Annotated in this window: 20 protein-coding genes and 5 pseudogenes; 10 read left to right on the forward strand and 15 right to left on the reverse strand. The window is 65.6% G+C overall.

The genetic code is table 11. The features are described from left to right. Positions 1–13: 13 nt before the first annotated feature. Positions 14–442, reverse strand: coding sequence for an organic hydroperoxide resistance protein (locus tag G4G28_RS22710; RefSeq protein ID WP_182990047.1), 429 nt, complete (start codon positions 440–442; stop codon positions 14–16). 343 nt (positions 443–785) lie between these two features. Here G4G28_RS22710 and G4G28_RS22715 point away from each other — a divergent pair, with 343 nt between their 5' ends. Next, a complete protein-coding gene (locus G4G28_RS22715; protein WP_374011337.1) occupies positions 786–2,480 on the forward strand; it encodes an ABC transporter ATP-binding protein/permease in 1,695 nt (564 codons plus the stop codon). Positions 2,481–2,616: 136 nt separating this feature from the next. Here the strand turns inward: G4G28_RS22715 and G4G28_RS29515 are convergent. The 6 genes and pseudogenes from G4G28_RS29515 to G4G28_RS22740 form a co-directional block, all read right to left on the reverse strand. Next, positions 2,617–2,856, reverse strand: a pseudogene (locus G4G28_RS29515) (hypothetical protein); the annotation flags it as partial. Positions 2,857–3,161: 305 nt separating this feature from the next. After that, entirely contained in the window at positions 3,162–3,623 is a 462-nt protein-coding gene (locus G4G28_RS22720; RefSeq protein WP_182990049.1) for a PASTA domain-containing protein, read from the reverse strand. Between the two features lie 33 nt (positions 3,624–3,656). Further along, positions 3,657–5,321: a DNA repair protein RecN gene (gene recN / locus G4G28_RS22725; RefSeq protein ID WP_183107851.1), complete on the reverse strand. Its 1,665-nt coding sequence runs from the start codon at positions 5,319–5,321 to the stop codon at positions 3,657–3,659. Between the two features lie 143 nt (positions 5,322–5,464). Continuing rightward, positions 5,465–6,247: an NAD kinase gene (locus tag G4G28_RS22730; protein ID WP_182990050.1), complete on the reverse strand. Its 783-nt coding sequence runs from the start codon at positions 6,245–6,247 to the stop codon at positions 5,465–5,467. Continuing rightward, positions 6,222–6,336: pseudogene (locus G4G28_RS22735) on the reverse strand. The gene G4G28_RS22730 and the pseudogene G4G28_RS22735 overlap by 26 nt, the downstream one beginning before the upstream one ends. 172 nt (positions 6,337–6,508) lie before the next feature. Next, a complete protein-coding gene (locus G4G28_RS22740) occupies positions 6,509–7,426 on the reverse strand; it encodes a DUF3667 domain-containing protein (protein ID WP_183107852.1) in 918 nt (305 codons plus the stop codon). 128 nt (positions 7,427–7,554) lie between these two features. Here G4G28_RS22740 and G4G28_RS22745 point away from each other — a divergent pair, with 128 nt between their 5' ends. The 6 genes and pseudogenes from G4G28_RS22745 to G4G28_RS27100 all read left to right on the forward strand — a co-directional run bounded on the left by G4G28_RS22745 (position 7,555) and on the right by G4G28_RS27100 (position 10,514). Beyond that, positions 7,555–7,866: a hypothetical protein gene (locus tag G4G28_RS22745; protein ID WP_182990052.1), complete on the forward strand. Its 312-nt coding sequence runs from the start codon at positions 7,555–7,557 to the stop codon at positions 7,864–7,866. 9 nt (positions 7,867–7,875) lie between these two features. Next, entirely contained in the window at positions 7,876–8,307 is a 432-nt protein-coding gene (locus G4G28_RS22750; RefSeq protein ID WP_182990053.1) for an OsmC family protein, read from the forward strand. 271 nt (positions 8,308–8,578) lie between these two features. Beyond that, positions 8,579–8,992 carry a lactoylglutathione lyase gene (gloA, locus tag G4G28_RS22755; RefSeq protein WP_182990054.1) on the forward strand — a complete coding sequence of 138 codons (414 nt, stop codon included), beginning with the start codon at positions 8,579–8,581 and terminating at the stop codon, positions 8,990–8,992. Positions 8,993–9,339: 347 nt separating this feature from the next. Beyond that, positions 9,340–9,819, forward strand: a pseudogene (locus tag G4G28_RS29520) (hypothetical protein); the annotation flags it as partial. Beyond that, positions 9,813–10,076 (forward strand): annotated as a pseudogene (locus G4G28_RS29525) (hypothetical protein); the annotation flags it as partial. The pseudogenes G4G28_RS29520 and G4G28_RS29525, both read left to right, overlap by 7 nt. Next, positions 10,077–10,514, forward strand: a complete 438-nt coding sequence (locus tag G4G28_RS27100; protein WP_229507785.1) for a hypothetical protein — start codon at positions 10,077–10,079, stop codon at positions 10,512–10,514. Between the two features lie 99 nt (positions 10,515–10,613). Here the strand turns inward: G4G28_RS27100 and G4G28_RS22775 are convergent. The 5 genes and pseudogenes from G4G28_RS22775 to G4G28_RS22795 form a co-directional block, all read right to left on the reverse strand. After that, positions 10,614–11,920: pseudogene (locus G4G28_RS22775) on the reverse strand (TolC family outer membrane protein). A gap of 44 nt (positions 11,921–11,964) precedes the next feature. Then, entirely contained in the window at positions 11,965–12,288 is a 324-nt protein-coding gene (locus tag G4G28_RS22780; protein WP_182990057.1) for a rhodanese-like domain-containing protein, read from the reverse strand. 11 nt (positions 12,289–12,299) lie between these two features. After that, the gene (locus G4G28_RS22785) at positions 12,300–12,953 is read right to left on the reverse strand and encodes a protein-L-isoaspartate O-methyltransferase (protein WP_182990058.1); all 654 of its coding nucleotides are present in this window, start codon (positions 12,951–12,953) and stop codon (positions 12,300–12,302) included. Positions 12,954–13,157: 204 nt separating this feature from the next. Next, on the reverse strand, positions 13,158–13,814 hold the full coding sequence (locus G4G28_RS22790) for a TetR/AcrR family transcriptional regulator (protein WP_183107854.1): 657 nt from the start codon (positions 13,812–13,814) through the stop codon (positions 13,158–13,160). Between the two features lie 82 nt (positions 13,815–13,896). Next, positions 13,897–14,796: an SDR family oxidoreductase gene (locus tag G4G28_RS22795; RefSeq protein ID WP_182990060.1), complete on the reverse strand. Its 900-nt coding sequence runs from the start codon at positions 14,794–14,796 to the stop codon at positions 13,897–13,899. A 148-nt stretch (positions 14,797–14,944) separates the two neighbouring features. Between G4G28_RS22795 and G4G28_RS22800 the strand changes: the two genes are divergently transcribed. Further along, a complete protein-coding gene (locus G4G28_RS22800; RefSeq protein ID WP_182990061.1) occupies positions 14,945–15,199 on the forward strand; it encodes a YkgJ family cysteine cluster protein in 255 nt (84 codons plus the stop codon). A gap of 10 nt (positions 15,200–15,209) precedes the next feature. On the opposite strand, the gene G4G28_RS22805 is transcribed toward G4G28_RS22800, so the two are convergent. From G4G28_RS22805 to G4G28_RS22815, 3 genes are read right to left on the reverse strand one after another with little or no spacing between them, the layout of a single operon-like run. Then, complete coding sequence (locus tag G4G28_RS22805; RefSeq protein ID WP_182990062.1) at positions 15,210–16,385, reverse strand: hypothetical protein; 1,176 nt, start codon at positions 16,383–16,385, stop codon at positions 15,210–15,212. Between the two features lie 31 nt (positions 16,386–16,416). Further along, complete coding sequence (locus tag G4G28_RS22810; protein ID WP_182990063.1) at positions 16,417–16,662, reverse strand: hypothetical protein; 246 nt, start codon at positions 16,660–16,662, stop codon at positions 16,417–16,419. Continuing rightward, on the reverse strand, positions 16,641–17,642 hold the full coding sequence (locus G4G28_RS22815) for a hypothetical protein (RefSeq protein WP_182990064.1): 1,002 nt from the start codon (positions 17,640–17,642) through the stop codon (positions 16,641–16,643). Before G4G28_RS22815 ends, G4G28_RS22810 begins: the two co-directional genes overlap by 22 nt. 189 nt (positions 17,643–17,831) lie before the next feature. Here G4G28_RS22815 and G4G28_RS22820 point away from each other — a divergent pair, with 189 nt between their 5' ends. Continuing rightward, positions 17,832–19,184, forward strand: a complete 1,353-nt coding sequence (locus tag G4G28_RS22820; protein WP_183107855.1) for a DUF3857 domain-containing transglutaminase family protein — start codon at positions 17,832–17,834, stop codon at positions 19,182–19,184. Beyond that, complete coding sequence (locus G4G28_RS22825; protein WP_183107856.1) at positions 19,097–20,398, forward strand: tetratricopeptide repeat protein; 1,302 nt, start codon at positions 19,097–19,099, stop codon at positions 20,396–20,398. Before G4G28_RS22820 ends, G4G28_RS22825 begins: the two co-directional genes overlap by 88 nt. Positions 20,399–20,546 lie beyond the last annotated feature (148 nt).

Raw genomic sequence — 20,546 nt, forward strand, 5'->3', positions numbered from 1 at the left:
ACCCGGATCTGCCTCAGGTCGTGACTTTCAGGCGCACGTCGATGTTGTTGCGGGTTGCGTTCGAGTAGGGGCAGACGATGTGGGCCTTGTCGACCAGCGTCTGCAGCTGCTGCTGCTCCATGCCCGGACCGTGGACCGTGAGGTCGACTTCGATGCCGAAACCGGTCGGGATCTGGCCGATGCCGACTTCGCCGGTGATGGTCAGGTCCTCCGGCAGCTGGACCTTCTGCTGGCCGGCGACGAATTTCAGCGCGCCCAGGAAGCAGGCCGAATAGCCGGCCGCGAACAGTTGCTCGGGATTGGTGCCGGTCGCGCCATTGCCGCCCAGTTCCTTCGGCGTCGTCAATTTGACGTCGAGCACGCCATTGTCGCTGCGGGACGTGCCTTCACGGCCGCCCTGCGAGGTGGCTTTCGCGCGGTACAGGACTTTTTCGATGCTCATGCGAACCTCCTTTGTTTTGGTTGGAGAGTAATTGTGACAGATGGGTATCTTGTTCAGCGCCCGCCAGAGTGGCCCCGTGCAGCGAGGTGTCGGCTGTTATGTCTGTTTCCGCACTGAACGGTTTTTTGCCCCGTCCTATGCTGGAGGTGTGACGAGCCCTTTGTCCTAGCCTGGAAGCGATACGACCATGACCACGCCTGCCTCTGCCCCTCCCGCCGCGTTTGACGAGGCGTCCGCGCCCAGGAAACGGCGCCGTCCCGGCTTGTCCCTCGCAGCCTGGAAGCAATTCGTGCATGTCGCCAAACCGTACTGGCTGGGCGACGAAAAGAAGCGGGCCTGGCTGATGCTGATGCTCCTGATCGCGCTGATGCTGGTCGAAACCAAGCTCGCCGTCATGCTCAACGACCAGGCCGGCGAGATGACCTCGGCGCTGGCGGCCAAGGAGCGCGGCCGCTTCTGGACTTCGGTGCGCGCCTGCCTGGCCGTGCTGGCCTTCGCCGTACCCGTCTACGCCTTCTATTACTACATGCGCGACCTGTTCGCCAACCACTGGCGGCGCTGGCTGACGGGGCGCTTCCTCGACGGCTACCTGAAAGGCCGGAAATACTACGCGCTGGGCGCCGACAGCGAGCTCGATAACCCCGACCAGCGTATCAGCGAAGACATCAATACGTTTACTGGCAGGTCGATCCATTTTCTCCTGATCTTCCTTGGGTCGATCATGCAGCTGGTGGCCTTCAGTGCCGTGCTGTGGTCGATCTCGCACCTGCTGGTGGGCGTGCTGACGGTATATGCGCTGGTCGGCACGGTGATTGCCCTCTGGGTCTTCGGCAACCCGCTGATCCGGCTGAATTTCTGGCAGCTGCGGCGCGAAGCCGATTTCCGTTTCAGCCTGATGCGCCTGCGTGAAAATGCCGAGTCGATTGCCTTCTACCGCGGCGAAGCGCAGGAGCGCGCCCATATCGATAGCCGCTTCGACAAGGTGTTCAAGAATTTCGCCGAACTGATCAAGAAGCAGCGCAACCTCAACTTTTTCCAGCGTACCTTCAGCCAATTGACCCTGGTGCTGCCGGGCGTGATCCTGGCCGACGGCGTATTGTCGGGCCAGCTGGAAGTGGGCCGCGCGATCCAGGCGGCCGGCGCCTTCACCGCCGTGCTCACCGCCGTCGGCGTGATCGTCGACAATTTCGAAAGCCTGAGCCGTTTTGTCGCCGGTATCGACCGCCTGCAGGCCCTGTCGCGCCTGGTGCTGCAGGAAACCGCGCCCGAAAGCGCCGCGCTTGACACGCCGCCGCGCATCGAGAAGCGCGAGGCCGAGCACCTGGCGCTGGAAGCGCTGACCCTGCATCCGCCGCAGTCCACCCGGGTGCTGATCAAGGGACTGAGCCTGGTGCTGAAACCGGGAGATGCCCTGCTCATCACCGGCGACAGCGGCTGCGGCAAAAGCTCGCTGCTGCGCGCGATCGCGGGGCTGTGGGACACCGGCAGCGGCACCATCCACCATCCGCCGCTGGAACAATTCTTCTTCCTGCCGCAGCAACCCTACCTGCAGCACGGCACCCTGCGCAGCCAGCTGATCTACCCGAGCGCCAGCACGACCCTGAGCGACGAGGAGCTGCTGGAGATCCTGCAACAGGTGCACCTGCCGCAGCTGGCCGAACGGGTGGGCGGACTGGACGCGGAGCAGGACTGGGAAAAACTGCTCTCGGTCGGCGAGCAGCAGCGCCTGGCCTTTGGCCGCGTTCTGGTGCATACGCCTGGTATCGTCATCCTCGACGAAGCGACCAGTGCGCTCGACAGCAAGAACGAAGCCTCGCTCTACGGACGGTTGCGCGAGAACGGGACGACCCTGATCAGCATCGCGCACCGGCCGGCGGTGCTGCGCCACCATACTCACGTGCTGCATTTACTGGGGGATGGGGCGTGGGAGGTGCATGAGGCACAGGGGTATCAGTTCGATGGGGCGATGGCCGACGCACCGGCCGACGCGACCGCTGCGCAGCCGGTGGGGGCGGCGCTTGTGGTGGCAGCTGCGTAGATTGCCAGGGGTGCCAACGTCCTTGTTGCACCAGTGTTGAAACCTGCTGCTTGTACGTTGCCGCGTCAGGGGCTATGCCCTGCCGACCTTCATGGCGCATTCGGTTACACCATAAACATGCGGCAACGATGTTATCGGCAGTGTCGCGTCCGTTATCCTGTCGGGCAATAAGGTGCTCTGCTGTGCATTGCAACTGCAGAGCGAGTCGGGGTGGTATCTCGTGGACGCGACAAAACTCTTGAGGGTTCGCGGTCCAGATGGGAAATTGGCAGTAGTAGCAGAGATGGTTCTGCTGTTCGCAGGCCTGTTGGCGCAGCGTGCGTAATCGGCGTAATGCTTTTGATCTCATCGAGATGACTTGTTTTGGCAAGTGCATCCCTGCTGAGCCTAAAGCTTCACGCAGGCGCCGCCCGTAACCGGATCGGCGGTGCTCGGCTAACGCCAGAGCGGTCAGGGGTTGCTGGTCCTGAGCATTCTTACTGTAATGGGATCGGCACTTGCGCGCAAGACCCGTATGCGGCAGCGGTTAGCCACGGCACCATCGAATTTGTTCCTGCGTTACAGAGGACTCGTTCTGGAACTTAACGATGCTACCCCGCTGGCAAGCGACGTGTATCGGCTAACAATACGAGAAGCACACGTAACCGCGTGGGCACGGAGTGCCCACCCTACTTGTGTACGCTATCTATTTTCGAGCGATTTACCGATGACGTAGCCAAGGACGCCCAGCACGATGAAGAAGCCGACGAACACATTGCGGATGCGCTGCTGTTCGCGCCGGGATTGCGCCAGTAGCGCGCCGGATGCCTGCTCGGCTTCCTGCTTGAGCAGCACGTCGTCGGGATGCTGGCACACTTCGCCATTGGCGCCATAGCTTTCGAATTCCTCGCCCCGCACCCGGGCCTGCAAAGCGTTGGCGAATTCGACCAGAGGTGTCATCCCCCACTCTTCCGGATTCTTCGTCCAGAGCGCGTGGTCGTCGTGCCAGAGCTGCACGGTGCCCTCGGGTACAGTCAGGCTGAAGGTTGGCGGCGTGTCGGTGTATTCCCAGCCGAGCTCGAGTGCGGCGGCACGGGCCTCGTCGAGCGAGATCGGCAGTTGCTTGCCGTGGCTGGAGCGCAGTATCGTCAGGTGGTAACCCATGTCTCTCCCTTGCCCCAGTAAGCGCCAACTACCTCAGGACGCCAGCAATTCGCGCGCGTGCTTGCGCGTCGTTTCCGTGATCTCGATCCCGCCCAGCATGCGCGCCACTTCTTCCACGCGCGACTTGTTGTCGAGCACATCGATGCGCGAGACCGTACGGCCCTCGCCGGTCGTTCCCTTGGCCACCTGGAAGTGTTGATTCGCCTGGCTGGCCACCTGCGGCAGGTGGGTCACGCACAGCACTTGCCGTTCCTGGCCCAGGCGTTTCAAGAGACGTCCAACCACTTCGGCGACGCCGCCGCCGATGCCGCTGTCGACCTCGTCGAAGATCAGCGTCGGCGTGGTGGTCGCGTTCGAGGTAATGACGGAAATGGCCAGCGAGATACGCGCCAGTTCGCCGCCGGAAGCCACCTTCGCCAGCGGCCGTGGTGCCACGCCGGCGTGGCCGGCCACCAGGAACTCGACCTGCTCGAGGCCATGCGCGCTCGGCTCGGCCGGGTTGAGGGCGATGGCGAAACGGCCGCCGCTCATGCTCAGTTCCTGCATGGCGCTGGTGACCTGTTCGCCCAGCGTTTTGGCCGCCTTCTCGCGCCGGCTGGACAGGCGCTCGGCCACCTTGCGGTAGGCCGCTTCCGCCTTCGCTTCCTGGCGTTTCAATCCTTCGATGTCGGTGGCGTCGGCCAGCTGGCGCAGTTTTTCGGCCAGCGCGGCGTGTTCTTCCGGCAGGTCTTCGGGCGTGACGCGGTACTTGCGCGCGGCGCTGTGCAGCGCGTCCATGCGGGCGTCGACTTCGCGCAGGCGGCTCGGGTCGAGCTCGACCTTGTCGATGTAGTTGTTCAGCGCGTACACCGCTTCCTGCAGCTGGATGCGTGCCGGCTCCATGCAGTCGAGCACAGTCTGGAGTTCGGCGTCGACATCGACCAGCTTGCCCAGCTTGGTGTTGAGCGACGACAGCTGCGACAGGATCGGGTGGTCGGATTCGGAAATCGCGGCCAGCGCTTCCTGCGCGCCTTCGATCAGGCTGGCGGCATGCGACAGGCGGCTGTGCTCGTTGCTGATCTCGGTCCACTCGCCCGGTTTCGGTGCGAGCTTGTCGAGTTCGCTCACCTGCCATTCCAGCCGTTCGCGCTCGATCAGCACGTTCTTGGCATTCGTTTCGTATTCCTCGCGCTGGCGCGACAGCGCACGCCAAGCGCGGAAGGTGATGGCGACCTCTTGCGCTTCGGCAGCGGCGGCCGGGTCGCGCACGGCGATCTGGTTGTCCAGCAGGGCGCGCTGGGCATCGGCCTTCAACAGGCTCTGGTGGGCATGCTGGCCGTGGATGTCGACCAGCAGCTCGCCCAGCTCGCGCAGCTGGCCGGCGGTGGCGGCGATGCCGTTGATATAGGCCTTCGAGCGGCCGGCGTTGTCGATCACGCGGCGCAGCAGCGCCCCGCCCTCCTCGCTGGCCAGCTCGTTTTGCTCCAGCCAGATTATCGCCGCCTCGGTGAGGGCGAAATCGGCGGTGATGTCGGCCTTGGCCGCGCCTTCGCGCACCATGCTCGCTTCGCCGCGGCCGCCCAGGGCCAGTTGCAGCGCGTCGATCAGGATCGATTTGCCTGCGCCCGTCTCGCCGGTGAAAACCGAGAAGCCACGGGCGAATTCGAGTTCGATGGCGTCGACGATGACGAAGTCGCGGATGGTCAGTGTGCGCAGCATGTAGAAAGGGGTCTCCGGGATCAGGATGTTTTAGAGCTTTTTGGAGCGTTCGACAAAGCATTCATGACAAGGCGCATCGTCGAAGACAGTATGGTAATACGGCGAGACGATGCAACGCAGCCATGGATGTTTTGTCGGACGCTCTACTTCAGCTTGCCGTCGTTCGATGGATACTCGTGCCAATGCAGCTTCTCGCGCAGCGTGTGGTAGTAGCTCCAGCCTTCCGGATGCAGGAAGGTAATCGTGTTCGGGGAACGCGAGATGACGATTTCGTCGCCGTGCTGCAGGCTGGCGAAAGTCTGCATGTCGAAGTTCACGGAAATGTCGCGCCCGCTGACGATTTCCACCACGATTTCGCTGGTGTCGGGCACCGCGATCGGCCGGTTCGACAGCGCGTGCGGCGCGATCGGCACCAGCACGATGCCCTGCAAACTGGGATGCAGCAGCGGCCCGCCGGCCGACAAGGCATAGGCCGTGGAACCGGTCGGCGTCGAGACGATCAGGCCGTCCGAGCGCTGGTTGTACATGAAGTGGCCATCGACCGTGACGCGCAGTTCCGCCATGCCGGCGCCGCTGCCGCGCGCCACGACCACGTCGTTCACGGCCACGCCGCAGAAAATCATGTCGTTTGCGCGCATCACACGCCCTTCGAGCAGTGTGCGCTTTTCCGCGGTGGCCTTGCCTTGCAGGATTTCGCCGAGCGCCGGCAGCATGCGGTCGACCGGGATGTCGGTAATGAATCCGAGCCGGCCGAGGTTGATGCCGATAAGGGGAATGTCGTACTTGGCCAGCTGGCGGGCGATGCCGAGCATGGTGCCGTCGCCGCCCATGACGATGGCCAGCGCCGCGCGCTCGCCGATCTCGGCCACGCTGAGCGCCTCGATGCCGGGCATGCCGAGGTGGGCCGCGGTGTCGGATTCGAACACGACGCGGTAGCCGGCCCCCTGCAGGAAACCGACGACGCGCGCCACCGGTTCTTCGATGCCGGCCGTGTTCTGCCGCACCACCAGCGCGATGATCGATTGCAGTGCGGGCGTAGCGACGGGGAGTGCGGGCATAAGGGCTCTCGGCGATGGATGGGCGAACACGCTGGAGATTAACCGATAATCCCCCCGCCTGCCACCCGGCGCCTCAACAAATACTGTACAAAATCACAGTATAGATGGCCTGGTCCGCATCCTGCAAGATCAGGCGAGGGCGCCCAGGGCAGTGACGGCCACGACGGCGAGCACCATGCTGAAGAAATGCAAGGTCATCAGGGCAATCCAGCGTAGTCCCGTCATCAGGCGCCCGCCTCCGTACACGCGGCGCATGGCCGTGGGCGTATAGAACATTAGCCACAGGGTGAGCGCGGTGCCGACGAGGGGAATGCCGGACGGCAGGATCAGGAGCAGGCTCAGCGCCAGGAAGGCAAACGCATTCGTGTGCAGCGCGAACAACAGGTGTTCGCCATAGCGCCTGCCCGAACCCAGGTACAGCAGCTTCAGGTAGGCCGCGAACAGCGGCATCAGGGCAAAGATCGCATACGGTGTGTAGCTGAAGAAGGCTTTCCTGACGGCCGCGTCCTTGTCCGTGCGCGGCAATGCCATGAATTGGCGCAGCTTGCTGCCCAGAGTGGGGTTGAGCTTGTCGACTTCGTCGAGGACTTCATTGCGACCGTCGGCGGTCGTCACCGCGGGATCGGCCGGGGCCGCCGCCGCCCGGCGCTTCCACCGGCGGCTTGCCCTGCGCTGCCGCTTCCGCCTGCGTCGGCGCGCGCGTGGCGCTGTCGAACTGCGCCACCGGTAGTCGCCGAACTTGTAGATCGCAAAGAAGATGATGCTGAAGCTCAGGTACAGGCGCAGCGGCTCGACATAGGGCACGCGGCGTCCCTCGATGTATTCGCGCGTCAGCCGGCCCGGCTTGAACAGCAGCATTCCGAGCGACTTCCACAGCTTGCCCTCGAGCGCCACGTAATGGGCGATGAATTCGTGCAGGAACTCGCGCGCGCTCGGCACGTGCAGGCGTGCCGGCTGGCCGCAGGTCTGGCAGAAGTTGCCGCCCAGCGGGCTGTCGCAATTCGGGCAAAAGCCGGGGGCGCGGTGCGGGTCGGTGTCGGTGTTCACGGTGGCATCAGAAAGGGAAGGGAAACCACATGTTAGCCAGTTAATTGCAAAAAAGCATCATCCAATTGCGCGACCGGGTGCGAACGGGAGGGTTAGGATTCATGCAAGGTATGCAAAAGGAGAATGCAATGGTTACCGAAACCAAAGACCGCTTCGTGAACACGAAGGCGAAAATCGAAAACGACGGCGTCAAGCGCCAGCCGCACGAGCGCGACGAGTCGCCCGACGGCCAGGATACCGAACCGCGCGGCATCATCAAGCAGGCGGCGGAAGACCTGGCGCAAGGCCTGGTCGACACCGACCTGCGCAACACCCCAGGCATCAGCGAAGCGGTCGAACCGCAGGCCGGCGCCACCGGCCAGGCCAACCCGCAACCGGACCGCCACCGCTCGATGCGCGACCACGATTCCGTCGAGCCCGTGCCGGGCAAGAATCGCTGAGGAGACGCCATGACCATCAAACGCAATGGCAGCGCCGTCTGGAGCGGCGGCCTGAAGGACGGCAAGGGCGCCGTTTCCACCGGCAGCGGCGTACTCAAGGATTCGCAATACGGCTTCAATACCCGCTTCGAGGACGGCCCCGGCACCAATCCCGAGGAACTCATCGGCGCGGCCCATGCGGGCTGCTTCACGATGGCGCTGTCGGGCCAGCTGGGCCAGGCCGGCATGACGGCGCAGGAACTGCGTACCACGGCGACGGTGTCGATGGAGAAGGTGGAGGGCGGCTTCTCGATCACCGCCGTGCACCTCGACCTGGTGGCGAAGATTCCCGGCGCCAGCCAGGAAGCCTTCGACAAGGCGGCGCAAACGGCGAAGGAAAATTGCCCGGTGTCGAAGCTGCTCAATGCCGAGATCAGCTTGACGTCGCGGCTGGAGAGCTGATCGGCCGTTTCCGATCGCCACTGCCTGGCCGACGCGTTCGGCATGCCTAGGGTGGGCGCCCCTGTGCCCACGCGGAACGAGGAACCGTGGCAGCGCCAACTCTGTGCGCTGACGCCTGCCAACAAAATGCGCGCTTCCGCGTGGGCACGGGGCGCCCACCCTACGCCCCTCCCATCCCCACGCACACAGACTCCCCCACCAGTGCGTCCGGCAGGAATCCCGGCAAGCGCATAAAATTCCGGCTTTCACGCCCATCAAGAAAGACATACCCATGCGCATCCTTCACACCATGCTCCGCGTCGGCGACCTGCAGCGCTCGATCGATTTCTACACGAAGGTGCTCGGCATGAAACTGCTGCGTACCAGCGACAATCCCGAGTACAAGTACAAGCTGGCCTTCCTCGGCTACGGCAGCAATCCGGACCACGCCGAACTCGAGCTGACCTACAACTACGGTACCGACAGCTACGACATGGGCACCGCCTACGGCCACATCGCCATCTCGGCCGACGACATCTACGCCACCTGCGACGCCGTGCGCGCCGCCGGCGGCAACATCACGCGCGAGCCGGGCCCGGTCAAGGGCGGCAGCACCGTGATTGCTTTCGTGACCGATCCGGATGGCTACAAGATCGAGTTCATCCAGCGCAAGGACCACGAAGGCGGTGCCGGCCTGAGCAACTAAGGCCGGGAAACTGATGCCCTCCGCAGCCGCAACCCCGGCTGCGCCCCCTCCTCGCTTGCATTCCGGGCAACAAAATGCAGGTTCGTCGAGCCCGCGCGCCTGCCCGTTCCAAGGCAGGGTCAGCAAACCCGGTGCGATATCGGCGCCCTTCCCTACCCGTCCGCATTTTTCTTCCAGGAACGTAAACCGCGTTCTTGCCACCACTCAACTCATCCGTTTGACAGGGATTAAGCAAACTCATCTTTGACTGAACCCGACCGCGCCTGCGTCCTAGACTGGATCGTGAACCCGTCAATGGAGGCAAGCATGTTCACATCTCATTCGGTAAAGATTTCCCGGCGCGGCCTGTGCACGGCGGCGGCGGCGCTGACCTGCTGGGCGGCTGCGGCGGTGGCGGTGGCGGCGATGGCTATCCAGCACCGCCGCCTCCTGCTCCCGTCAGCCATGGACCGCTCTATGATTTCACGCCGCTCGGCCTGCCCGGCATCGTCTATGGCGACGTCGGCCGCCGTGGCATCGCCAACGGCGGCCGGGTCGCCGGCACGTCGTGGGATGCCGCCGGCAACACGCGCGCCTTCCTCTACGACGGCAAGAAAAACATCGACCTGGGCACCTTCGGGGGCAGCGGCGCGCGTGCGTTCTCGGTGAACCGTTGCGGCCAGGTGGCCGGCTGGGCGCAGGCGGCGGGCGAGGTGCCGCGCGCCTTCTTCTACAACGGCAGCTTGCACGACCTGGGCACGCTGGGCGGCGCCGATTCCTACGGCAACGTCATCAGCACCTGCGGCAAGGTGGCGGGCTGGGCCGCAACAAGCGCCGGCCAGTGGCATGCCTTCTACCACGACGGCAGCGCCATGCGCGACCTCGGCACCTTCGGCGGCGGCAGTTCCTTCGCGCTGGCGATCAATTCCTCGGGCCAGGTGGCCGGTTATGCCTACGGACCGGGCGACGCCTGGTACCACGCCTTCCTCTACGATGCCCGCAGCGGCGCGCCGATCCAGACATCGGTTCGCTCAGCGTCAGTTCGCTGGCGCAGGATATCAACGAGGCCGGGCAGGTCGCCGGCTACTCGCGCGATGCCGACGGCGTGCTGCGCGCCTTCCGTTATTCAGGCGGCATGCTGCAGGACCTGGGCCTGCCGCCGGGCGCCCGAGGCTCGGAAGGACGGGCGCTCAATGCCGCCGGCCATGTGGTGGGCTACGTCTACTACCCCGACAACCGCATCGTCGCCTTCATCCACGACGGCAGCAGCATCCGCGAACTCGGCACGCTGGGCGGCAGCCGGTTTTCGGACGCGGTGGCGATCAATGCTTCGGGACTGGTGGTGGGCTCGTCGGTGCAGCAGAAAGCCGGTGTCGAGCACGCCTTCGCCTGGACGGCGAGTTACGGCATGGTCGACCTCAATGCGCGCGTCAAAGACTTGCCGAAGGACGTGGTGCTGGTGGCGGGGCTGGCGGTGGCCGACGATGGTGCCATCGTGGTGCGCACCAATGGCGGCCTCGGCCTGCTGCGGCCGCGCAAATAGATCCTCGTATCGACGATGAAAAACGGCGCCGCTGGATTCCTCCGCGGCGCCGTCATTTATTTGCACTTATTGCAATTTATGCAAATATTCTTTGCATGCTCATTTCTGCAGCAGGTTATTTACCGGCACCAGGTCCGCTTCGCGCAGCGAGCCCGAGGCCGCCTTCAGGCGCAGGCCGTTCAGGATGGTGTTGTAGCGTGCGCGCGCCAGGTCGGTGCGGGTGGAGTACAGCTGGCGCTGGGCATTCAGGACGTCGATGTTGATGCGCACGCCGACCTGGTAGCCGAGCTTGTTCGATTCCAGCGCCGACTGGCTCGACACTTCCGCCGCCTGCAGCGCCTTGACCTGGGCCAGGCCGCTGTTCACGCCGAGGAAGGCCTGGCGCGCCTGTAGCGCGGCATTGCGCCTGGTCGCTTCCAGGTCGTTGCGGGCGCGGTCTTCCGGGCGATCGCTTCACGCACGCGGCTGGTGACGGCAAAGCCGCTGAAGATCGGCACGGACCAGCTCACGCCGACCGAATTGCCGCGGTTTTCGATCGCGCCGACATTGGTACGCGTTTTATCACGCGAGCTGCCGGCGACCAGGTCGAGCGTGGGCAGGTGGGCGGCGCGGTTGCGCGAAATCTCGCGCTTGGCCGACTCCAGCGCAAACTGCTGCGCCGTGACGCCGTAGTTCTGGGTTTCCGCCGACGACACCCACTGGTCAACAGTCGCCGGTTGCGGCGGCGCCAGCGTGACACCGGCCTGCAGCGGTGCCAGCACGCCCGGCTCGGCGCCGATGATCGCCTGCAGCGCGCTGCGCTTGTTGTCCAGGTCGTTCACGGCGGCGAATTCCTGCGCCACCACCAGGTCGTACGCGGCCTGCGCCTCGTGGGTATCGGTGATGGTCTGGGTACCGACTTCGAAGTTGCGTTTGGCCGAGGCCAGCTGCTCGGTCACGGCGCTCTTTTGCGCGCGGGTCGATTCCAGCGTGTCCTGGGCCGACAGCACGTCGAAATAGGCTTGCGCCACGCGCGTGATCAGGTCCTGCTGGGCCTGCGCGAACTGGGCTTCGGCAATCGCCTGCGCCAGCTTGCTCTGTTCGTAGCTCTGCCAGCGGTCCCAGCGGAACAGCGGCTGGATGAGGCTCAGCGAATACTTGTTGATGCGCACGTCCGAGGCGCCCGGCACGCCCGGCTCGTCCTCGCCATCGGCGCGCGTGTAGGAACCCGACAGGCCCACGATCGGCAGCAGCCCCGCCCGCCCCCGGGGTACGCGTTCCCGCCCGGCTGCGAGCGAAGCGCGCGCGCTGGCAAAGGTGGCGTCGTTGGCCAGGGCCTGCTGGTACACCTGGAGCAGGTCGATCGCGTGCGCATCGAGCGACACGAAAGCGCTGGCCAGCAGCATGGCGATGAGGGGTTTCTGCATTATGGTCTCCGTCGGAGTCTTCTAAGTGAGAGAAAAAACGCAGGTCAGTACTTCGGCATCGCCGGATCGACCTGCATGGCCCAGGCGTGTATTCCGCCTGTCAAATTCGTTACGTTCTCGAATCCGTTACGCTCGAGGAAAGCGGCCACCTGCATGCTGCGCGCACCGTGGTGGCAGATGCAGACGATCTCGCGGTCGTCCGCGAGTTCGCCGGCACGGATCGGAATCAGGTGCATCGGGATCTGGGTCGAGCCTTCGATGTGGCAGGTCTCGAATTCCCAGTTCTCGCGCACGTCCAGCAGCAGCGGGCGCTCGCCCGCCGGATCGGCCAGGCGGGCGGCCAGCTCTGGCGCGGTGATGTGCTGCATGGCCTTGTCCTTCAGAAGGTGAAGCGCGAGACCGCCGGAGCGCCCGTCAGCGGCTTGACGTTGGTCTCGAACAGCTTGACCGTGTCGTAGCCGGTGTCGGAGACGCGGGTGACGATTTCGCAGCTCAGCGCCGGCGCCTGGCCAACGAAAGCGGCGATGCGGCCGCCCACTTTGACCTGCTGCAGCAAGGCTTGCGGGATGCTTTCGACGCCGCCCGAGAGCACGATCACGTCAAACGGGCCGCCCTGCTGCCAGCCGGTTGCCGCATTGCCTTCGGCGACCGTTACGTTCGCGATGCCGGCGCGGGCAATGTTCTGTTCGGCGAGCTTCCTGATTTCCGGCGAAATTTCCACCGTCGTCACGTGCTGCGCCTTGTGCGCCATCAGCGCGGCCATGTAGCCGGAACCGGCACCGATTTCCAGCACTTTCTCGTTCTTTTGCAGGCGCAGTTCCTGCAGCAGGCGCGCTTCGATCTTCGGGTTGAACATGGCTTCGCCGCCCGGCAGCGGAATCTCGACGTCGGCAAAGGCCAGGTTCTGGTAAGCCTGCGGCACGAAGGCTTCGCGCTTGACCACGTGCAGCAGGTCGAGCACGTCCTGGTCCAGCACGTTCCACGGGCGGATCTGCTGTTCGATCATGTTGAAACGGGCTTGTTCGATATTCATCTTAATACTCGGTGGAAAAAGAAATAATCCCGTATTTTATCGTTGATCGGCTACTGGACGCACATCTTATCGGGATGGCATCCCAGCCGCGCGAAATTGCGACAGTCTGCAGTTTCAGGGGGGTGAACGCCTCGATTCCGGCGCGAGTGCAGCGCAAGCGGGTTGGCGGGAGGGCGGCAGGACGGCGTGGCGGGCGCGCCGGCCTCATGCCGCAGCCGGCGCGGTCGGGGGCGGCAACAGGCCGTGCAGCGCCATGTCGAAGAAGGTGTCGAGGAAGGCCAGCGGTTCGAGGGCGCCCTGCTCGCAGGGACCGACCGAATGCTTCCAGGTGACGAGCATGAGCATGGGCGCGATCAGCACCTGCGTCATTTGCGTGACGTTGATCGGCCGGAATTCGCCACGGGCGATGCCGCGCTCGAGCATGCTGGAAATCATGCGGGTGCCGCGGTTGATGACTTCATCCTGGTAGAACTGGGCCAGCTCGGGGAAATTTCCGGCCTCGGCCGTGACCAGCTTGACGATGCCCGAGACTTTATTGGCGCCGATGCGGTTCCACCAGTCGATCATCACCTTGCGCATCAGGTCGGCACTGTGGCCGTCGAATTCGGCCACCGAGGATTCCGCTTCGCCGATCACGGGCACGATGCTGGTGCGCACCACTGCCTTGAACAATTCTTCCTTGTTCTCGAAGTACAGGTAGAGGGTGCCTTTCGAGACGCCGGCGCGGCGCGCCACATCTTCCAGCCGGGTCGAGGCAAAACCCCGTTCGACGAACAGGTCGATGGCCGCCGCCAGCAGCTCTTGCGGACGCGCATCCTTGCGGCGCTCCCAGCGCGGCTTGGTGTCAAGTGGGCATTCCATGATTCTGTCCGACAACTTACCAATGAGTCATCGAATATAGACCCGGGCTCAGGGGTAGTCAAGCACGGCGCATAGGTATGTTTTACCGCCCCTTGCCGTTGCCGCAACCGTAGATGCGCCCTTCCGCCTTCGGCTTGTAGAGCGATCCTTCGCGGTCGCGCGCGGGGGCGTCGGTCTGCTGGCGCGGCACCTGCAGCACCGACAGCACATCGACCACGCCCGGCATCAGCTTTTCCATCGCCACGTCCAGGCTGGCCATTACACCCACTTTCAGGCTGCGGGTCGGCGTCGTGGCCGCCTGCAGGATCGCGCCGGCGACCTGGTGCGGATCGATCTGCGGCGCCGGCAGCTTCGGCTCGTGCGCCAGGTAGTTGCGCGCATGCTGGGGCAGCGGCGTGTCGACCGCGGTCGGCTCGATCAGGGTGATCGATACCGGCGCCCCGTCCATGTGCGCGATCTCGATGCGCAGTGCGTCGGTGAACCCTTTGACGGCATGCTTGCTGGCCGAGTACATGCCCTGCAGCGGAATGGCCAGTTCCGACGCTTCGCTGCCGACGTTGATCAAGGCCCCGCCCGTCATGCGCAGGTGCGGCAGCGCCGCCAGCGAGCCATTGACCATGCCCCAGAAATTGATGTCGAACAGGCGCCGGCTGTCCGCTTCCAGCACCTCGTCCAGTCGCCCATAGATCGTGCAGCCGGCGCAGTTGACCCAGGTATCGATGCGGCCGAAGCGGGCGACCGCCTGCTGCGCCACGTGATCGACCTGGCTGCGTTCGGACACGTCGGCCACGACGTGGATCGCCTCGACGCCACTGCTTGCCAGGCTCTCCACGACCGCCGCCAGCACGTCGCCGCTGCGCGCCACCAGCACCAGCTTCGCGCCGCGCCGGGCGGCATCGTGGGCGGTGGCAAGGCCGATGCCGCTGGAGGCGCCGGTGATCACCATCACTTGCTGGTCGAGGGGTTTGAGGGAACTTGCCATGCCGGGCTCCTGATGCGATATGGGTGGACTTCACGATAGCAGGATCGCCAACGGCCGAGCGCCCGGCACGTTGCATGGACCGCGGCCTCCGGACGGCGCTATACTGCACGGCTCACGCTTTCGCGCGGTCTCCTGCCCGCAACCATCCATGAACTGCCGCGACCATTGCGGTGCCTGCTGCACCGCGCCTTCCATCACCAGCCCGATTCCCGGCATGCCGGACGGTAAGCCGGCCGGCATACGCTGCGTGCAGCTGGGCGACGACAACCGCTGCCGCATCTTCGGCCAGCCCGAGCGGCCGGCCGTGTGCGGCGGCCTGCAGCCTTCGCTGGAGATGTGCGGCGACAGTCGCGAGCAGGCGATGCAGTGGCTCGATGCGCTGGAACGCGCTACCGCACCTTAGAGAAAAACGCTCAGGGATTGGGCAGCAGCGCGGCCAGGGTGTCGTCGAAATCCGGACCGAGATCGAGCAGGCTGACGACGCGCGCGCTCCCGGTCAGGCCGAGCAGCCTTTCCAACTTGTCGCGGTAGGACACGAGCAGGGCCTCGCGGATTTCGTTGCCGGCGAAGTGCAGCCCGTTCTCGCCGCTTTCGAGTGTATAGATGCCGGTCCTGGTGCCCAGGATGCAGGTTGGCATGCCCGAAGCGTCGAGCGGGAACTTCAGCAGGCGCACCGATTGCTCGGGGAAGCGCCTGGCGAACATCGTGTCGAACAGCCAGGGGCGGATGCCCTCGCGGATGATCGTGCGGCGTGCGCGCATCTCCGGCGTCGGCGGCGACGCCGGATCGTCGGGGATGCCGGACAGCGTGTCCAGCGATTGCGCGAGGCCCGCCACGGGCACCAGGAAGTGCACCGGATAGCCGCAGCGCAGATACAGCAGCATCTGCAGCAATGCGTAATGCCGGCCCAGCTCGTGCACGGATCCGGGCGTGACATAGGTGCTGTCGTGGTAGGTCAAGGCCTCCCTCAGCAGGACCAGCGGCGTATAGCTGAGCACCAGGATGGCCGCCGACTTGCCGTCTTCCTCGGGGAACAGCGTAGCCTGGGCGCTCCCGGGACCCTGCTGCGCCATCCAGTGGCGCGCCAGCCGGTAGACGTCGCCGATGTATTTGGCAATGCAGCCGCCCGATGGAAACCCGCCGCGGTAGTCGGCCAGGCGCCGCACCTTTTCCCAGGGGTGGATGAAGGGCAGGCCCAGGAAATACAGGCCGAGCCAGGCGGCGGTAAGGTGTTCCATCAGCAGCTCGTCGCGCCGGGTGCGCCGGTCGACGGGGCTCAGCGCCCGCTGTTCGTGCTCGCCCAGCACGCGGTCGCAACCCTGCAGGAAACGCTCCATCTGCGCGTTGGCCGAGCCGCTGCGGCGCCCGCTGTCGGCCATGCGCGGCACGTCCAGCAGTTCGACGGCATAGGCCAGGATACGCTTGATCATGGCCGGGTAGCCGCTACCGATGGCGCCCCTTATCGCCAGCGGCAGTTCCCACAGCTTCGCCCCCGGCTTGACGAGTTCGGCGGAAACGACGCGGTTGATGTCGCGGATATCGGCCCAGAAGCGCGACGCCAGCGGCGCCGCTTCGCCCACGGTCGCCATCAGAGCACCTCGCCGAGCAGGTATTTCAGCTTCAGGCATTTCGGATCGGTCCAGGCGGCGACAAAGCCGCGTCCCTGCGCAGGCGGCGCGTCAGCAATTCCTCGAACACGGCCGTGCACAGGCGCTCCGCGGTCGTTTCGCTGAGCAGCACCGAGCGGTTCATGCGCTGGTCGACATCGTCGGCGGGGGCGAGCAGGAAATCCGGCTTCGGTTCGTTCAGGTAATCGCGCATGCCGAGCTCGACGAGGATGTTCGTCAGCGGCAGGACTTCCACCATTCGGCATCGATGTCGAAGATGCGGATCACGGCATCGACCCGGTTGCGCGCCTTGCCGTACAGGTCATAGACCTCCTTGCGCCATTCGTTCAGGCCATCGGCATCGAGCACGATGCCCATCGTCTGCTTCAGGTCGTCGGTCCGGGCCTTGAGCTCGTGCTCGGTTTCGGTCAGGCCCCCATAGTGTTCGGCCGCGACAAAAATGGCGGCCAGCGCCATGACGAAGACCGCGGGCTCGTAGGCCGCATGCATGGCCACGGCGAAGCACAGGGCCGGCAACAGGGAAACGATGACGAGCAGCGCCTTGATCAAGGAGGGCACGGGGCGAAAGGCCGGACGCTCGCGCCAGCGCTGGCGGACATGGACATTGGCCGTGCCGGGCTGGCTCCCGGCGCGCAGTTCGTCCCGCAATTCGTCCCGCAGTTCGTCCAACTGCTGCCGGTAGCGCGTGGCATCGAAGGGCGGGCGGAAGCTGCGCCACCTGGCGAAGGCCTGCTTCAATTCATTCGACAGCAGGAAGGTATGGAACCACAGCCAGGAAATGGCCACGACCACCAGCACCTTGAGCAGCGAATCTTCCAGCGTCTGCGCGGGATGCATGCGCAGCTCGACGCTGCTGCGCAATTGGGCGATGTCGGTGTCCAGCACGCGAACCCATCCCTGCAGGCTGTCGAGCGAAGCCGGGCCCTCGCCGCCTGGAGCGGCCTGTGCATGGCTTTCCGTGCCGTGCTGCCCCGGGTCGGGCTCGCGGATCGCGTCCCATGCCTGCCCCGCCTTGTCGAGGTCGATGTCCGCCAGCATCGCCTTGGCGGCGCAGTGGAGGTTATGGCCGCAGTTACCCGCATGTGCCGGCTCGGTGTTGTAGCCCTGGCAATAGTTCAGCGCCAGGAAGCTCGACACCAGCCACAGCAGGATATACAAGGCCAGCGAAAAACAGGTCTTCCAGATCCAGAAACCGGCTTGGGCAGTGGAGCCGTGCATGGCGCACCTCGTGGAGTCTCGGCCGGCCGCACTCGTCGAACGAACCTTTTTAGATCGCGGCGGCGATGGTGGGTTCCGAGTGCTCAGGTGGGGCGATGACAACTGGGGCCCAGCTGCCCGTAAAATATTCTTTGTAAGAAATCTTGCCTCCGTGATATCTTCGTTCCTCCCGCCCTTTCCGAACCCGTCATGCTCCGCCCCCGCTTCCTGCGCCTGGCCCTTTTCGCGCTGTTCCTGATGATGTGCACCTTGCGGGCGGAGGCCGATACCGCCAGCCGCCGCGCCGAGCAGGCATTCGTTCGCCATGCACCCGTACCGGCCTGGGTGCTGCCGTCGCCGGCGCTGCCGGAGGCCATCGACGCCCCCTTCAGCGTGCGCCTGAACGACGTGCAACTGCGCCTCGACGCGCAGCCGGCAAGTTACGTGCACCGCGCCCTGGTCGCGCGCGACATGGGCTCGCTGCAACAGGTGGCCAACATCGAACTGAGCTTCCAGCCCGAATACGAAGTGCTGCAGATGCACCAGCTGCTGGTGCACCGCGACGGCCGTACCGAGGACCGGCTGGGTAGCGCGGACATCCGCTTCCTCCAGCGCGAGCGCGGCCTGGAGCAAGGCATGTACTCCGGCAGCGTCACGGTCGCCATCGTGATGCCCGACCTGCGCGTCGGCGACACGCTCGAAATCGCCTATACGACGACCGGCGCCAATCCCGTGTTCGAAAACCGCTACATGGATGCCGCCCAGTGGGATGCGCCGTTTCCGGTCGCGTACCGCCGCGTCGTGCTCGACACGCCTGAGGGCCGGCCTGTCGGCCATCGCCTGATCGGCCCCGCCGGCGGCACGCTGCCGGTGGTGAGCGAGCAGCGCCGCGACGGCCGCCTGCTGCGCGTGTTCGAGGGCCGCAAGCTGCCTGCCACGCTGTTTGACGCCGGTGCGCCGCGCGATGTCCAGGCAGCGCGCTGGCTGCAGTTTTCCGAATACGCCAGCTGGAGCGATGTCAATGCCTGGGCGCTGCGCCTGTTCCAGGCCGGCGCACCTGGCAAGGCCCTCGACACCGCGCTCGCGCCGGCCCGCGCCGCGCCCACGCTTGACGCCGCAGCCATGCGCGCGCTCGAGTTCGTGCAGAACGACATCCGCTACCTGTCGCTGTCGCTGGGCGAGAACTCGCACCGCCCGGCCCCGCCCGCCGAGGTGCTGGCACGCCGCTACGGCGACTGCAAGGACAAGTCGCTGCTGCTGGTGACGATGCTGCGCGCGCTCGGCCTGGAAGCCGATCCGGTGCTGGTATCGGTGGCGCTGCACAAGAACATGGGCCAGTACCTGCCCAGCCCGATGCTGTTCGACCACGCCATCGTGCGCCTGGCGATCGGCGGCCGCACCTATTTCCTCGACCCGACGCGCCAGGCCAGCACGGGCAGCTGGCGCGGCTCGGCCAGCCGCTGGCGGGTGCCGAGGTGCTGGTGGTGCACCCGGGCAGCGCCGGGCTCGACGGCATCGCCTACCCGCCGGCGCCGGAGCGCCAGCGCCGTAGCGAACAGGTGACGGTGACGGCGATGGACGCGCCGGCCAGCCTGCTCGTACGCAGCGAGTACAGCGGCGCGGGCGCCGAAACGCTGCGTGCCAACTCGGCGATGGCGACCCAGGCGGAGATGAAGAAATCGCTGGGCGATGCGATGGCGCGGCGCTATCCGGAAGCGCAGCTGGTGGGCGACGTGGTGCTGCGCGACGACCGCGAACGCAACGTGATGGTGCTCGAGTCGCAGTTCACGGTGCCGCGCATGTTCAGCGAAAGCGCCACCGCCTGGACCGTGGACTACAACGCCGTCAACATGGCCGACCTCCTCCAGGTGCCCGGCGCCGGGCAGCGCAGCGCGCCCCTGACCGTGCCGGGCTATCCCTACGCCGTCGACTACGAAATGACGCTGCGCCTGCCGGAAAGCTTCGCCATGCGCGAGGACAGCGAGAGCAGGACGGTCGCCGACCCGGCCTTCAACGGTACCCGCAAGATCACGCTCGGCAAGCGCGGCCTGAAGCTGGAACTGCAGCTGAACCTGCTGGCCGATCGGATCGAGGCCGCGCGCACCGTCGAATTCAGCCGCAAGCTGCAGGCCTGGGACATGCAGCGCGCCGGCACGCTGCGGGTGTTCAAGGCCGACATGCAGGGAACGCCGGTTGCGCCGCCGAACGAGGAAGCGCGCCAGCGTGCCGCGCTCGTGAAGCTCGACCAGGCGGTGCAGGACGCCGAGCGCAGCGGCCGCGAACCGGGCCGCGCCCTGTGCGAGCGTGCCCGCGTGCGCGCCCATCTGGGCCAGGCGCAAGACGCCATCAAGGATGCGACCAGGGCCGTCAAATTGCAGGACCAGGCCGATGGGCTGCTGGCCTGCCGCGCCGAAGTCTATCTGCTGACCGGGCGCGTGGCCGAGGCGAAAGCCGATTTTACCCGCGTGATCGCGCGCGGCCAGGGCGAACCCGCGACCTGGTTCGGGCGCGGCCTGGCCAACCTGTACCTGAACCAGCCGACCCAGGCGCTGGCCGACTTTCGCGAAGCCGGCCGCGCCACCGACGAAGGCGAACGCCTGAGCGCCACCGTGATGCAGGCCAGTCTCGGCACGGCGCCGGCGGCGCCAGGCTCCGTCGAGGATGGCGAGAACGCCTGGCTGCCCGTCGCCCTCGACATGTTCGCCGGCAGGGCTACGCCCGAGCACATGCTCAGCATCGTGGCCCGGGGCCGCGCGCCGGCGCCGATGCACGCCTGACCGCTGCCTATTACTTTGCCGGACGCTATCTGCGCATGAAAAACCCGGTCAAGGCGCGCGCCTTTTTCCAGCGCGCCGCCGACAAGGGCGCAGTGGCCAGCCTTTATTATCACGCGGCACGCATCGAGCTCGGCCGCCCGCAACCGTA

It is taken from the genome of Massilia sp. Dwa41.01b (genome assembly GCF_014171775.1).
Classification (GTDB): Bacteria; Pseudomonadota; Gammaproteobacteria; order Burkholderiales; family Burkholderiaceae_D; genus Telluria.

Bases quoted from the DNA above. Each gene is read 5' to 3' on its own strand.
- G4G28_RS22710 (WP_182990047.1), bottom strand. From the start codon at position 442: ATGAGCATCGAAAAAGTCCTGTACCGCGCGAAAGCCACCTCGCAGGGC.
- G4G28_RS22715 (WP_374011337.1), top strand. From the start codon at position 786: ATGCTGATGCTCCTGATCGCGCTGATGCTGGTCGAAACCAAGCTCGCC.
- G4G28_RS22720 (WP_182990049.1), bottom strand. From the start codon at position 3,623: ATGGGTTACCACCTGACGATACTGCGCTCCAGCCACGGCAAGCAACTG.
- recN (WP_183107851.1), bottom strand. From the start codon at position 5,321: ATGCTGCGCACACTGACCATCCGCGACTTCGTCATCGTCGACGCCATC.
- G4G28_RS22745 (WP_182990052.1), top strand. From the start codon at position 7,555: ATGGTTACCGAAACCAAAGACCGCTTCGTGAACACGAAGGCGAAAATC.
- G4G28_RS22750 (WP_182990053.1), top strand. From the start codon at position 7,876: ATGACCATCAAACGCAATGGCAGCGCCGTCTGGAGCGGCGGCCTGAAG.
- gloA (WP_182990054.1), top strand. From the start codon at position 8,579: ATGCGCATCCTTCACACCATGCTCCGCGTCGGCGACCTGCAGCGCTCG.
- G4G28_RS22780 (WP_182990057.1), bottom strand. From the start codon at position 12,288: ATGCAGCACATCACCGCGCCAGAGCTGGCCGCCCGCCTGGCCGATCCG.
- G4G28_RS22785 (WP_182990058.1), bottom strand. From the start codon at position 12,953: ATGAATATCGAACAAGCCCGTTTCAACATGATCGAACAGCAGATCCGC.
- G4G28_RS22790 (WP_183107854.1), bottom strand. From the start codon at position 13,814: ATGGAATGCCCACTTGACACCAAGCCGCGCTGGGAGCGCCGCAAGGAT.
- G4G28_RS22795 (WP_182990060.1), bottom strand. From the start codon at position 14,796: ATGGCAAGTTCCCTCAAACCCCTCGACCAGCAAGTGATGGTGATCACC.
- G4G28_RS22800 (WP_182990061.1), top strand. From the start codon at position 14,945: ATGAACTGCCGCGACCATTGCGGTGCCTGCTGCACCGCGCCTTCCATC.
- G4G28_RS22805 (WP_182990062.1), bottom strand. From the start codon at position 16,385: ATGGCGACCGTGGGCGAAGCGGCGCCGCTGGCGTCGCGCTTCTGGGCC.
- G4G28_RS22810 (WP_182990063.1), bottom strand. From the start codon at position 16,662: ATGGTGGAAGTCCTGCCGCTGACGAACATCCTCGTCGAGCTCGGCATG.
- G4G28_RS22815 (WP_182990064.1), bottom strand. From the start codon at position 17,642: ATGCACGGCTCCACTGCCCAAGCCGGTTTCTGGATCTGGAAGACCTGT.
- G4G28_RS22820 (WP_183107855.1), top strand. From the start codon at position 17,832: ATGCTCCGCCCCCGCTTCCTGCGCCTGGCCCTTTTCGCGCTGTTCCTG.